Origin of the sequence: Paraburkholderia gardini (assembly GCF_907164545.1) — a bacterium.
Taxonomy (GTDB): Bacteria; Pseudomonadota; Gammaproteobacteria; order Burkholderiales; family Burkholderiaceae; genus Paraburkholderia; species Paraburkholderia gardini.
Window position 1 is genome coordinate 66,984 of the sequence record NZ_CAJQZB010000016.1, and the last position, 12,368, is coordinate 79,351.

Sequence of the window (12,368 nt, forward strand, 5' to 3'; positions counted from 1 at the left end):
ACGCTGAACGGGTTCATTTTCAAATCAATTTGGATGACTATTCATCGGTTAAAAGGGCCATGCGCGAAACCACGTGCATGGCGTGACAGACAAGCAGGTACTCAACACGCGAGGCTGAAATGAAAGAGGTTGTCGGTTTTATTGGTCTGGGCAGCATGGGCGGTCCGATTGCATCCCGGTTGCTCGATACCGGGCACAGTCTGGTGATTTACGACACGCGGGCAGAGGCGCTCGAACGCTTTGCCGGCCGTAGCGTGACGGTCGCGGATTCGCCGCGGCAAGTGGCGAATCTTGCGCGCATCGTGCTGGTGAGCCTGCCCACGCCGGACGTCGTCAGAAAGGTCGCGACCGAGCCAGGCGGGCTGTGCGATGGAGAAAAAATCGAAATCTACGTCGATCTGTCGACGACGGGCCCGAAGACATCCGAAGAAGTCGCCGAGCGGCTGACGCGCGCGGGCGTCGGCGTCGTCGATGCGCCCGTTACTGGCGGCGTCGCGGGCGCGGCGATCGGCAAGCTCGTGCTGATGGCGTCGGGTGCCGGGGAAACCGTCGCCCAGGTCGCGCCGCTGCTGGAAAACCTCGGGCAGGTCGAGGTCGTCGGCGACAAACCGGGCATGGGGCAGAGCCTGAAGCTGATCAACAACGTACTGTCCGCCACGCATATGGCGATCACGGCCGAGGCGATGGTGCTGGGCGTCAAGGCCGGGCTCGACCCCGACACCATGCTCAAGGTGCTGAACAAGGGCTCGGGGCGCAATACCTCGACGGAAGAGCGCTTTCCGAAGTTCGTGCTGACGCGCAGTTTCGACAACGGCTTCGCGAATGCGTTGATGCGCAAGGACGTCAAGCTCTGCATGGAGATGGCGGAAGCGCTGCAGGTGCCGCTGTGGGTCGCCACGGCAGTCGACCGGCTCTGGATGCAGACCGTGCTGCAGATCGGCCCGAACGAAAACACCACGACGATCGTCAAGACCATCGAACAGTGGGCCGGCGTCGAAGTGCGCGGCAAAGCGGCGCCGGCGCGTTGAGCCGGCGTTCACCTGGGCTTGTTTTCCAGCGAGAGATCCGACATGAAGCTCAAAGACCCTGAACTGCTGCGTGAAGCCGCCTTCGTCGCCGGTGCCTGGCGGCCGGTCCGCAACGACGGCGACACCGTAATCAATCCCGCCAACGGCGAGCGCGTCGGCGAACAGCCGCGGCTCCAGCGCGCCGAAGTGGAGCACGCGATCCAGTCGGCGCAGGCGGCGTTTCGCGAATGGCGCCAGCACACGGGCAAGGAGCGCGCGGCCGTGTTGCGCCGCTGGGCCGATCTGATGCTGGAAAACGCCGACGATCTCGCGCAAATCATGACCGCCGAGCAGGGCAAGCCGCTCGCGGAAGCGCGCGGTGAAATCGTCTATGCGGCGAGTTTTCTGGAGTGGTTCGGGGAGGAGGCCAAGCGCGGTTATGGCCATACGATTCCCGAGCCGAAGCGCGGCCAGCGCATCAAGGTGATCAAGGAACCGCTCGGCGTCTGCGCCGCGATCACGCCGTGGAATTTTCCGTCGGCGATGGTCACCCGCAAGGTTGCGCCCGCGATCGCCGCCGGCTGCACCGTGCTGCTCAAGCCGGCGCCCCAGACGCCGTTTTCCGCGCTGGCGCTCTGCGTGCTCGCCCAACGCGCCGGCTTGCCGGCGGGCGTGTTGTCGGTCGTGACGGGCGACGCGCGGATGATCGGCGAGGTGTTCTGCTCCAGTCACCTGATTCGCAAGATTTCGTTCACCGGCTCGACGGCAGTCGGCAAGTCGTTGATGGCGAACGCGGCGGGCACGCTGAAGAAGCTGTCGCTGGAACTGGGCGGCAACGCGCCGTTCATCGTGTTCGACGACGCCGATCTCGATGCGGCGGTGGCGGGCGCGCTGGCCTCGAAGTTCAGAAACGCCGGGCAGACCTGCGTGTGCGTCAATCGTTTCTTCGTGCAACGGGGCGTCCACGACGAGTTCGTCGCGCGACTGAAGGCGGCGGTGGCGACGTTCCGCGTCGGAGATGGCTGCGCGGACGGCACGACCATCGGGCCGCTCGTCAACGGCGCGGCCGTCGACAAGGTGACGCGGCTGGTCGCCGACGCACTCGATGCGGGCGCGAGGGCCGAGCTCGCCGTCGCGGCCACTGGCGCACCCGGCGAGTCGGGCAGCTTCTATCCGCCGACCATCCTCACGCAGGTGCAGCCGTCGATGCGCATCGCCCAGGAGGAGATCTTCGGGCCGGTCGCGGCGATCACCCGCTTCGAGACCGAAGAGGAAGCCGTCGCGCTCGCAAACGACACCCGCTACGGTCTCGCCGCCTACGTGTACACGCAGAACGTGCATCGCTGCCACCGGCTCGAACGCGGCCTCGAATACGGAATCATCGGCGTCAACGAAGGGTTGATCTCGACCGAGGTCGCGCCGTTCGGCGGCATCAAGGAATCGGGATTCGGCAAGGAGGGCTCGTTCTACGGGCTCGACGAGTATCTCGACAGCAAATACATCTGTCACGGCGGCGCGGCCTGAGCGCCGCGTGCCGAGCGGGCGCGGGCCGGTACGCCGGGCCGCGCATGGACACTATCGGAGTTCGTCATGAATCAAGCAGCCAATCAATCGTTCGACGTCGAGATTCGCGACGTCGTCTATCTGGACAAGGCCGGTGCGCCCCTCGAGGCACGCATGTATCTGCCGCGCGGTGAGGGACCGTTTCCGCTGATCGTCGAAATTCACGGCGGCGCGTGGTGCCGGGGCAGCCGTCTCGACGAGCACACCCTCAACGAGGCGCTCGCCAAACGCGGCATCGCGGTGGCTGCCATCGATTTCACGATGCCGCCCGCGGCCAGCTATCCCGCCTCGCTTTGCGACATCAACTTCGCGATGCGCTGGGTCAAATCAACGGCCGCGCAATGGCGCACGCGGCCGGAACTGGTGGGCTTGCTCGGCGTATCGAGCGGCGGCCATCAGGCGATCGTCACGGCGATGCGGTCGCGCGATCCGCTCTTCGCCGTCGAGCCGTTGCCATTAGCACTCGCGCAAACCGATGCTGGCCTCAACGCGGACATCGACGCACGCGCCGCCTTCGTTGTGGCCTGCTGGCCGGTGATCGATCCGCTCGGCCGCTATCTGTACGCGAAGGCGCTGCAGTCGAGCGGCAAACCGTATCCGCCGGCCATCGACCGCGTGATCCCCGACCAGGAAAAATACTGGCTCACCGAGGACGCGATGGCCGAGGGCAGCCCGGCCATCGCGTTGGAGCGGGGCGAGCCGTTCGACATGCCGCCGGTGCTCTATCTGCAGGGCGAAGACGACATCGTGCATCCGCGCGCGCAACTGGAGCGGTTCGTGACGGCTTGGCAGCGCGCGGGTGGAAATCTGACGCTGCGTCTCTACGCGAACGAGGCGGAGAGCTTCATCACGAAGCAGCTCGATTCGGCCGGCACCGCCAACGCGATCGCGGATATCGGCGACTTCGTGCTGCAGCAGACCGAAACGATCCTCGCCGCTTCGCTTTCGTGACCGGCGATCCGGCAAGCCGCCAACCCGGCGGCCACAGTTCAACATGTGAAACAACGGCCCGTAGCAACGGCGTGTGCGATGTAAGGAAACAGCTAATATCGATTTCACATTTGCCGCGTTTAAATCGCGGCACTTCGCCTGACTACGTCTTCCACTCTTCCCGCGCCGAGGCATCTCTTCCATGAAGGTATTAGCAGAAGGCTTGAAATTCCCCGAAGGTCCTGTCGCGATGTCCGACGGCTCGATCTGTTTCGTCGAAATCGCCGGCGGCCGCGTCTCGCGGGTCGGCACGGATGGTGTGGTGACGGAGCTCGCGCGCACCGGTGGCGGCCCGAATGGTCTCGCCGCCGGGCCCGATGGCGCGCTTTACGTATGCAACAACGGCGGCTTTCTGACGCGCGAGGTCGACGGCGAAACGCACGTGATACACGGCGAATTGCCGGCCGATTACGTGACCGGCTCGATTCAGCGCGTCGACCCGGCGAGCGGCGAGGTGACCACGCTCTACACGCATTGCGGCGACGTCGCGTTGAGCGCGCCGAACGACATCGTGTTCGACGCCGCCGGCGGCTTTTACTTCACCGACTTCGGCAAGATCCGCAAGCGCAGCCGCGACGTCGGCAGCATCTACTACGCGTTGCCGGATGGGCGTTCGATCAGGGAGGTCGTGCATCCGTTCGCGAATCCCAACGGCATCGGTCTCTCGCCGGATCAACGCACGCTGTATGTCGCCGAAACGGAAACCTCGCGCGTCTGGGCGTTTTCGATCGTCGAGCCGGGCTGCGTGAAGAAGGACGGCTTTCCGTCGCCCAACGGCGGGCGGCTCGTTTGCGGGCTGCCTGGCTATCAACGCTTCGACAGCCTCGCGCTGGAGGCGAACGGCAACCTCTGCATCGGCACGCTGATCGCAGGATGCATCACGGTGATCAGCCCCGCCGGGCAGGTGCTGCGGCAAGTGGCGATGCCCGAGGCGTATCCGACCAATATCTGCTTCGGCGGACCGGACAGACGAAAGGCTTACGTGACGCTCTCGCATACCGGGCGGCTGATCGAACTGGATTGGGATGCACCGGGTCTCGAACTGAACTTCAACGCCTAGTTTCAACGTCGGCACGAGCAGTCGCGCCCGCTGCCTCGCAGTATCGATTCATATCAACCGGTTCATACCGGCTCGACCTCGTAACGGGGCGAGAATGAGGAGACGTGAATGAATACGACCAACTACGGCCGCGAGCGGCCGGCGCTCTGGCGCGTTTGTGTGGCCGCCGTGGCGGGCTCGACGATCGAGGGTTTCGATTTTCTCGCTTACGGTACGGCCTCCGCGCTGGTCTTCGGCAAGGTGTTCTTCGCCAATCTCGATGCAACCACGGCGACCATCGCATCGTTCGCGACCTTCGCGACGGGGCTTCTCGCGAGACCGGTGGGCGGCGTGATCTTCGGCCACTACGGCGACCGCGTCGGCCGCAAGACCATGCTGTCGATCAGTCTGATCGTGATGGGTCTCACCACGCTCGGCATCGGCCTCGTGCCGAGCTACAACGCGATCGGTGCCGCCGCGCCGATTCTGCTCGTGCTGTTGCGGATGGCGCAGGGCGTCGCGTTCGGCGGCGAATTCGGCGGCGCGATCCTGATGGCGGTCGAGCATGCGCCGCCGCGCTGGAAAGGCATACTCGGCGCGTTGCCGCTCGCGGGTGTACCGATGGGGCTGGTGATCTCGGCGCTGTCGTTTTCGGTCGTCACGCGACTGCCGGACAGCGACTTTCTCGCGTGGGGCTGGCGCTTGCCGTTCATTGCCAGCATCCTGCTGGTGGCGGGTGGCTACTACATCCGCTCGTCGATTCCCGAATCCCCCGAGTTTCTCGAAGTGCAGAAGCAACGCCGGACGGCGCAGGTGCCATCGCTCGAAATCCTGCGCGAGCATTGGACTCGCTTGCTGCTCACGATCGGCAACAAGCTCGGCGAAGTGACGCTCTACTACACAGTGACCGTGTTCCTGATCTCGTACGCCAGCAAGCTCGGCTTCAGCAAGGCCGATACGCTGCACGCGCTGCTGGTCGGCGCCATGTGTCAGGTGGCCGGCACGATCGTCGCGGGCTGGTTGTGCTCGAAAGTGGGTGGGCGGATCGTGGCCTGCGTCGGCGGCGTGGCGATGGCGCTATCCATCTCCGCCCTGATCGTGCTGGTCGACACGCACGATCCGTTCTACCTGATGCTCGCGCTCTCGCTGTCGCTCGGCGTCGTGCATCCGCTCGTGTATGCGCCGCAAGCCGCGTTCTATAGCGCGCAGTTTCCGGCCGAGCTGCGCTATTCGGGACTGTCTCTCGCGATCCAGCTGGGCGCGGCCGTCGGCGGCGGACTTGCGCCGATCATCGCCACGCAGCTCACCACGCAGTACGGGAGCCTGACGCCGATCGCCGTGTACGTCGGCGGTATGGGCTTGCTCGGGGCGGTGTGCGCGTGCTTCATGCGCGGCAGCGAGGCGCGCGAGTCCGGCGAGCACTCGCTGGGTACGGCGGGCACACGTTGGACTGACTCCTGAGCTTGCCGGGAGGACGCGCATGGCGCTAGGCGGCCTCGCGGCATCGATCCTGCTCGCGTTCGTCACGTCGAGCCTCGACGACTTCGTTCTGCTCGCCTGCCTGTACGCGGACTGGCAAGCGAGCAGCCGCCGCATCACCGCGGCCAAGCTGGTGTGCGCGTTGCTCTCGCTTGTCGCCGGCATCGCGCTGGCGATTGCCTGCCTGGCGCTGCCGCTGACCTTGTCGCGAATCGCGGGGCTCGTGCCGTTGGCGCTCGGCGTGAAGCGGCTGATCGATGCACGTACGGCATCTTCGGCCGACACAGACACGGCGACCCGTGAGGCCGCACCCGGCTATGCACGCACGAGCCCGCACGGCGCCGCGCCCGGCTTCGCCCGTCTGCTGTCCATCCTCCTCGCGGCGAGCCTCGACAATATCGCGCTCTACATCCCGCTGTTCACGCACGGCAACCGGCCCGCGATCGTGCCCGCCATCGCCATCGTGCTGCCCATGACGTTGCTCCTCTGCGCGCTTGCCTTCATGTCGAGCCGCCTGCGTGTGCCGTTGCGGATGCGCCGCCTGCGGGCCGACGCCGTCGTGCCTTACCTGATGATGTTCATCGGCATGAAGGCGCTCGCGGCGTCGTTTTTCTGACTCTCACGCACAGTTTCAACATTCGAAACTTCGCTCGTGCGAGCCGTTATCGGGCCTCCGTGAAGGGGCTATCGTTAGCTTGTACCGTCGACAGATAGCGACGGACTCGATTTCAATAACCGGAGACAACGATGACGATCACCCTGCGCGGCCGCCTCGGCCAATGGCGCACGCACGCCGCCTTTCTCGCGCTGGCCCTGGGTTGCACGGGTGCCCCGCACGCCGCGGAAAACTGGCGCGCCTACACGTACAACGCGGTGGCGACCGTGACGCCGGTGAAGGGCATGCAGGCGATGATCGACGAGATTCGGGGCGAAACCGGAGGACAACTGAACATCCGGCTCAACGTCGGCGGCACGCTGCCGATCACCGAGAGCAACATCACCCAGGCCGTCGCCGACAACATGGTGCAGATGGGCGACGACGCCGGCTTCGTCGGCAATCTGCCGGTGGGTGGCCTCGTGCGCTTGCCGTTGCTACTCGGCACACGTGCCGATTTCGAGAAGGCGTGGAGCATCGAGGCGCCGTATCTGCGCGACGAGCTGCGGGCCAAGCGCATTGTGCTGCTGGGCCGCTATATCTACCCGCAAAACGTGATGTGGTCGAAGCACAAGCTCACGTCGCTAGCAGACGTGCAAGGTCAGAAAGTGCGCGTGATCTCGCCGGAGCAGGCGCAGTTCATCAAGGTGCTCGGCGGCATTCCGATCACGCTCGGCCCGGCGGAGGTTGCGCCGGCGCTCGATCGCGGCGTGATTGACGGCGTGCTAACCGCGACTTCGGGATACGGTTACGTCTGGCGCGACCTGCTGAAATACAGCTACCGGCTCAACGTCAGCTATATCGACTCGCTGATCCTCGTCAACGAGGAGGCGTGGAACAAGCTGACGCCGGAAGTGCGCGCGAAGGTGCAGGCGTCGGTCGATAAATACACCGCGCTCATCACGACGCAAATGGTGGGCGAAGACGAGCAACTGACCAGGAAGCTTGCGGCCGCCGGCATGGTGATTACCGAGCCGTCCGCCGCCGATCTCGCCCAGGCCGAGCGTCTCATCAGCCCATACTGGACGCAGTGGGGCCAGCGGCGTCCCGACTTGCAGGACGCGCTGCAGAAAGTGCGCAGCGCGGTCGGGAGGTGATATGCGAGAAATCAGCAAGCCGCTGACGGCCGTGGTCAGCGCGGCCGCCGCGCAGGGCAACGGGGACTATGCGGCCGGGCACGAAGCTCACGAAGAAGCACACGGTGCCGAAGGCCTCGTCGAGCGATCGCTGCGCTGGGTCGTTCACGCGGTCGTGATCGGTCTGCTCGCGATGATGTGGGGCGAGATGTTCGTGCGCGCCGTGCTCGGCATGTCGCTGCAGATCAGCAACGAGGTGGGCGGCTACGCGCTGGTGGCGATCTGTTTTCTGTCGCTGGCTTCCGGGCAATCGTTGCACGCGTATCACCGCGTGCAGCTCGTCGACCGCTGGCTTGGCCCCGCAGCGCGGCTGCGCCTGAAGCTGCTGTTCGACGCGCTGTCGTTGCTGGTCGCCTGCATATTGCTGGGGGAAATGGTGCGCTTCGAACTGCTGACGTGGCAATCGGGCGACGTCGCGGCCACTTCGCTGATGACGCCGCTCTGGTTGCCTCGCGTGTCGATGCTGCTCGGCGTCGCCGGTCTCGCCTGCGCGCTGATCCGCACGCTCGTTGCCGATGCGCGCCGGCTGCGCGACGCGGCCCATGTCGAACCGTCACGCGGTTGAAGGAGATCATTCATGGATGGTGTATTGATCGTTACTGTCTTCATTCTTTTCATCGGACTGCTGGCGGCGGGCATGGCCGTGCCGTTCGCCATTCTGCTGCCCGCCGTGTTCTATCTGTTCATGGAAGGCGGCTGGTCCGCGCTGAATGGCCTCGGCATGGCGAGCTGGGGCAGCATGGACAGCTACACGCTGACCGCCATTCCGCTTTTCGTACTGATGGCCGAAATCCTGCAAGGCAGCGGGCTCGGCGCGCGGGTCTACAACGGCCTCGCGCGGCTGGTGCGGCGCGTGCCGGGCGGTTTGTTGCAGACCAATATCGCGGGCTGCGCGGTGTTCGCGGCGGTGAGCGGATCGAGTATCGCGACGGCCGCGTCGATCGGGCAGGTCGCGTTGCCCCAACTCAAAGCGCGCAACTACGATATTCGCGTGGCGACCGGCTCGCTGGCGGCGGGCGGGACGCTCGGCATTCTGGTGCCGCCCTCGATCGGCATGATCGTCTATGCGTCGTTCACGGATACGTCGGTGGTCAAGCTGTTCATGGCGGGCGTCGTCCCGGGCGTGGTGCTGACGTTGATGTTCATGGCCTATGTGATGGTGGCCGCGCTGTTGCGTCCGCAAATCGCGCCGGACGCGAGCAGAAGCGACGCGCCATCGATCACCGCGCTGCGGGCGCTGTTCGACATCCTGCCGTTCATGTTGCTGATCGCCGGCATCATGGGCGCGATCTATACCGGCATCGCCACGCCGACGGAAGCTGCTGCCGCCGGCTGTCTGTTTGCCCTCGTCATCGCGCGCGTATTCGGCACGCTGACGTGGCAGGTCCTTCACGGCGCGCTCAAGCGTTCGATGCTGACCGTCAGCAACATCCTGTTCATCACGTACGCCGCGTTCGTCTTTTCGTACGCGATGACGTTTGCAGGCGTCGGTGAAGAGATCACGCGTTTCATCATTTCGTTGCAGTTGAGCCGGACCGGCTTCTTCATTGCACTGTTCGTGCTTTTCACGCTGCTGGGGGCGCTGGTGGAAAGCCTCGGCATGATCGTGATCACCGTGCCGCTGCTTTATCCGCTGCTGGCGAGCTATGGAATCGACCCGGTGTGGTTCGGCGTGGTCGTCGTAATGTTCATCGAAATGGGGCAGATCACGCCGCCGATCGGCATCAATCTGTTCGTGATTCAGGGCATTTCGCGCGGCAATCTATCCGATGTCGTGGCCGGCACGGTGCCGTTTCACGCGCTGATGTTCGTCCTCCTGATCCTGCTCATGTTCTGGCCGCAGCTCGCGCTATGGCTGCCCAACCATCTGGCTGCCGGCTGAACGCCGGTCTTTGGAGACGCGCATGTTTGCACCACCGGAAAAATTGAAAGCGGACGTTTTCACCCGCATTCCCGAGAATTTTCATGTCAAGGACCGGCATTGCGACTGGACCCGAACGCAGTTGCATGGCGCACAGGCGAACCTGTTCATCGAGGGGCCGTCGTTCGATCTCGACGGCAATCTGTGGGTGACGGATATCCCGTGGGGCCGGATTTTTCGCATCGACAAACGCGGTAACGTCGAGCTCGCGCTCGAGTACGACGGCGAGCCGAACGGCCTGAAGTTTCATCCGGACGGGCGGGCATTCATCGCCGACTATCGCCACGGCATCATGGTGATGGACCCGCGACGCGGCACGGTGGAGCCCTTGCTCGAACGCGCGCGGCTCGAACGCTTCAAGGGCTGCAACGATCTGTGCTTCGCGTCCAACGGCGACCTGTATTTCACCGATCAGGGGCAGACGGGACTGCACGATCCGACCGGCCGGCTCTTTCGCCTGCGGACTTCGGGGCAGCTCGACCTGGTGCTGGACGGTATCCCGAGTCCCAACGGCCTCGTGCTCAATCTCGACGAAACCGCCGTCTATCTGGCCGTCACACGCGCCAACGCGATCTGGCGCGTGCCGCTGCTGAACGACGGCACGGCGACGAAGGTCGGCACGTACATCCAGATGTCGGGCGGCGGCGGGCCCGACGGCATCGCGCTCGATGCGGCGGGCGGACTGGCCGTTTGCCATGTCGGTTTCGGCGCGGTGTGGCTGTTCAGCCCGCGCGGCGAACCGCTCTACCGTATCGATGCGCCGGAAGGGCTCGCAACTACCAATTGCGCGTACGGCGGGGAGGGCAATCATACGCTCTACATGCTCGAATCGCGGACCGGCACGGTGTTCACCGCGCGTCTGCCGGTTGCGGGCCGGCAGATGTATTCGCATACGGCAATCAATCCTGCGTAAAGTCCATGTAATGCCCACGCAACACGCGCAATCGCATCGGGCAGGCTGCGCTACCGTGTACAAGGAGAACTGAAGATGAACCTCGCCGACATGGCTTCCATCACGCCTTGCAATGAGGGCACGTCTTCGCGTTTCGGCACGCAGAGCCTCGCGCGAGGCATTCGCCTGATGCGCACGATCGCGACCAGACCGCAGGTCGGCTGGCGACTCACCGATCTGGCAATTGCTTGCGGACAGGACAAGGCCACCGTGCGCCGCATGCTGGCCTGTCTCGTCGAGGAACGTCTGGTCGAGCAGCGCGCGAGCGATCGCCGCTATCTGCCGGGTCCGTTCATGTACGAGCTGGGGCTTGCGCTGCCGCAGTACGGAGCGTTTCAGCGACGCGCGGACGTGATCGTCGAAGAGTTCGCGTTGCGTATGGGTGGCATCGCGCTGCTGCAATTGCGCAGCGGTAGCGATTTCGTTTGCGCGATCCGCGCGGGCACCGTGCAGATGACCGGCGCAATGGTCTATCCGGGCGGGCGCCGGCCGCTGTTCACGTCGGCTGGCGGCATCGCGATCCTGCAGACCTTGCCGCCCGAGGAGGCCAACGCGATCCTGATTGACAACGTCAATCAGGAAATCAAGCGGCATGGCGTGTCGCGGCTCACGTCGCTGCAGAAGATGCGCGATCGCTCGGAGCGTCATGGTTTCGGCGTCAATTTCGGTTATGTGGTGCCGAAATCCTATGCCTTCGCGGTGCCGGTCAGAGGCTTGAACGGCGCCGCGTTCGGCGCGGTCTGCATCATCGGTACGCCCGAAGCTTATGGCGAAGAACGTCTTGAGGAGGTGCATGGCGCGTTGCTCGCCGTGCAGACCCGCCTCGAAGCCGCGGCGCACGAATGCGGCTTGTGATGCGGTGATGAAGCCGCGAGGGGCACGTAGTCGACGCGGGTCTCGCTATCGGTCTCGACCCAGGTTTCGACAAGCCAGTCTGTTTAATCACGAAGGAGGGCGGTGAATGCTTTATTGCGTCGAGATGCAAATCAACATTCCCGATCCGCTCGATGCCGTCACGGTCGAAGCGATCAAAGCGGCCGAACGGGCACGGGCGATAGAGATACAGAAATCGGGCAAATGGCCACATCTGTGGCGCGTGGTCGGTCAGCACGCGAACGTCAGCATCTTCGACGTCGACAGCAACGACGAGCTGCATCAATTGCTGTCGTCGCTGCCGCTGTTTCCGTTCATGTCGATTCAGGTCACGCCGCTCGCGCGCCATCCATCGGCTCTCTAAGTGCGATTGGAGCACGATTGCGAGAAGGGCCTTTCGCGGAGTCAGAACGATTCGGCGACGTTTTTAGTGCGTGTGCCGTTCGATCCGTGTCGGCACCGGCGCAACGCTTCCGAGCAGAGCTTTCACAACGGTTCGGCGACGGGCGCGCCATGGTGATCGACGACGCCGTCGCCATCGACTTCATGACAGGCCCAAATGCAATTCGAAAATCATATTGGACGTCAGCGCAGCCAATGTGAGCCACGTGTCTTCGTAGTGGTTGCATTCTTTCAGGCAAAGATTGTTGATATCGACCTGCACGCCGCAACCCGTGCGGCGGCTCATACGAGTGCACCAATAAACCGTCGGCCCGCTGGTTATTCGCCCAAGGTTTAACGGGTCACCACGCT

At 64.3% G+C, this 12,368-nt stretch carries 13 protein-coding genes; 12 read left to right on the forward strand and 1 reads right to left on the reverse strand.

The genetic code is table 11. From position 1 onward, the window contains the following. Nucleotides 1-119 precede the first annotated feature (119 nt). From LPA37_RS13395 to catC, 12 genes are all read left to right on the forward strand, one after another. Nucleotides 120-1,028 carry an NAD(P)-dependent oxidoreductase gene (locus LPA37_RS13395; protein ID WP_229012825.1) on the forward strand — a complete coding sequence of 303 codons (909 nt, stop codon included), beginning with the start codon at nucleotides 120-122 and terminating at the stop codon, nucleotides 1,026-1,028. Between the two features lie 42 nt (nucleotides 1,029-1,070). Continuing rightward, nucleotides 1,071-2,531: an NAD-dependent succinate-semialdehyde dehydrogenase gene (locus LPA37_RS13400; protein WP_229012826.1), complete on the forward strand. Its 1,461-nt coding sequence runs from the start codon at nucleotides 1,071-1,073 to the stop codon at nucleotides 2,529-2,531. A 66-nt stretch (nucleotides 2,532-2,597) separates the two neighbouring features. Beyond that, complete coding sequence (locus LPA37_RS13405) at nucleotides 2,598-3,521, forward strand: alpha/beta hydrolase (RefSeq protein WP_229012827.1); 924 nt, start codon at nucleotides 2,598-2,600, stop codon at nucleotides 3,519-3,521. 181 nt (nucleotides 3,522-3,702) lie between these two features. Continuing rightward, nucleotides 3,703-4,620 carry an SMP-30/gluconolactonase/LRE family protein gene (locus LPA37_RS13410; RefSeq protein WP_229012828.1) on the forward strand — a complete coding sequence of 306 codons (918 nt, stop codon included), beginning with the start codon at nucleotides 3,703-3,705 and terminating at the stop codon, nucleotides 4,618-4,620. A gap of 108 nt (nucleotides 4,621-4,728) precedes the next feature. After that, nucleotides 4,729-6,060, forward strand: a complete 1,332-nt coding sequence (locus LPA37_RS13415; protein ID WP_229012829.1) for an MFS transporter — start codon at nucleotides 4,729-4,731, stop codon at nucleotides 6,058-6,060. 19 nt (nucleotides 6,061-6,079) lie between these two features. Then, entirely contained in the window at nucleotides 6,080-6,694 is a 615-nt protein-coding gene (locus LPA37_RS13420) for a cadmium resistance transporter (RefSeq protein WP_229012830.1), read from the forward strand. Between the two features lie 131 nt (nucleotides 6,695-6,825). Then, a complete protein-coding gene (dctP, locus tag LPA37_RS13425) occupies nucleotides 6,826-7,830 on the forward strand; it encodes a TRAP transporter substrate-binding protein DctP (RefSeq protein ID WP_229012831.1) in 1,005 nt (334 codons plus the stop codon). Between the two features lies 1 nt (nucleotide 7,831). After that, the gene (locus LPA37_RS13430; RefSeq protein WP_229012832.1) at nucleotides 7,832-8,434 is read left to right on the forward strand and encodes a TRAP transporter small permease; all 603 of its coding nucleotides are present in this window, start codon (nucleotides 7,832-7,834) and stop codon (nucleotides 8,432-8,434) included. Between the two features lie 12 nt (nucleotides 8,435-8,446). Continuing rightward, on the forward strand, nucleotides 8,447-9,751 hold the full coding sequence (locus LPA37_RS13435; protein ID WP_229012833.1) for a TRAP transporter large permease: 1,305 nt from the start codon (nucleotides 8,447-8,449) through the stop codon (nucleotides 9,749-9,751). A gap of 22 nt (nucleotides 9,752-9,773) precedes the next feature. Then, a complete protein-coding gene (locus tag LPA37_RS13440) occupies nucleotides 9,774-10,703 on the forward strand; it encodes an SMP-30/gluconolactonase/LRE family protein (RefSeq protein WP_229012834.1) in 930 nt (309 codons plus the stop codon). A 75-nt stretch (nucleotides 10,704-10,778) separates the two neighbouring features. Continuing rightward, nucleotides 10,779-11,597: an IclR family transcriptional regulator gene (locus tag LPA37_RS13445; RefSeq protein WP_229012835.1), complete on the forward strand. Its 819-nt coding sequence runs from the start codon at nucleotides 10,779-10,781 to the stop codon at nucleotides 11,595-11,597. A 106-nt stretch (nucleotides 11,598-11,703) separates the two neighbouring features. Then, entirely contained in the window at nucleotides 11,704-11,979 is a 276-nt protein-coding gene (gene catC / locus LPA37_RS13450; RefSeq protein ID WP_229012836.1) for a muconolactone Delta-isomerase, read from the forward strand. Between the two features lie 180 nt (nucleotides 11,980-12,159). On the opposite strand, the gene LPA37_RS27910 is transcribed toward catC, so the two are convergent. Beyond that, the gene (locus LPA37_RS27910) at nucleotides 12,160-12,303 is read right to left on the reverse strand and encodes a multinuclear nonheme iron-dependent oxidase (RefSeq protein WP_407672520.1); all 144 of its coding nucleotides are present in this window, start codon (nucleotides 12,301-12,303) and stop codon (nucleotides 12,160-12,162) included. Nucleotides 12,304-12,368 lie beyond the last annotated feature (65 nt).

Excerpts from the sequence above, each read along its gene's own strand:
- LPA37_RS13395 (WP_229012825.1), top strand. The coding sequence starts at position 120 with ATGAAAGAGGTTGTCGGTTTTATTGGTCTGGGCAGCATGGGCGGTCCG.
- LPA37_RS13400 (WP_229012826.1), top strand. The coding sequence starts at position 1,071 with ATGAAGCTCAAAGACCCTGAACTGCTGCGTGAAGCCGCCTTCGTCGCC.
- LPA37_RS13405 (WP_229012827.1), top strand. The coding sequence starts at position 2,598 with ATGAATCAAGCAGCCAATCAATCGTTCGACGTCGAGATTCGCGACGTC.
- LPA37_RS13410 (WP_229012828.1), top strand. The coding sequence starts at position 3,703 with ATGAAGGTATTAGCAGAAGGCTTGAAATTCCCCGAAGGTCCTGTCGCG.
- LPA37_RS13415 (WP_229012829.1), top strand. The coding sequence starts at position 4,729 with ATGAATACGACCAACTACGGCCGCGAGCGGCCGGCGCTCTGGCGCGTT.
- LPA37_RS13420 (WP_229012830.1), top strand. The coding sequence starts at position 6,080 with ATGGCGCTAGGCGGCCTCGCGGCATCGATCCTGCTCGCGTTCGTCACG.
- dctP (WP_229012831.1), top strand. The coding sequence starts at position 6,826 with ATGACGATCACCCTGCGCGGCCGCCTCGGCCAATGGCGCACGCACGCC.
- LPA37_RS13430 (WP_229012832.1), top strand. The coding sequence starts at position 7,832 with ATGCGAGAAATCAGCAAGCCGCTGACGGCCGTGGTCAGCGCGGCCGCC.
- LPA37_RS13435 (WP_229012833.1), top strand. The coding sequence starts at position 8,447 with ATGGATGGTGTATTGATCGTTACTGTCTTCATTCTTTTCATCGGACTG.
- LPA37_RS13440 (WP_229012834.1), top strand. The coding sequence starts at position 9,774 with ATGTTTGCACCACCGGAAAAATTGAAAGCGGACGTTTTCACCCGCATT.
- LPA37_RS13445 (WP_229012835.1), top strand. The coding sequence starts at position 10,779 with ATGAACCTCGCCGACATGGCTTCCATCACGCCTTGCAATGAGGGCACG.
- catC (WP_229012836.1), top strand. The coding sequence starts at position 11,704 with ATGCTTTATTGCGTCGAGATGCAAATCAACATTCCCGATCCGCTCGAT.
- LPA37_RS27910 (WP_407672520.1), bottom strand. The coding sequence starts at position 12,303 with ATGAGCCGCCGCACGGGTTGCGGCGTGCAGGTCGATATCAACAATCTT.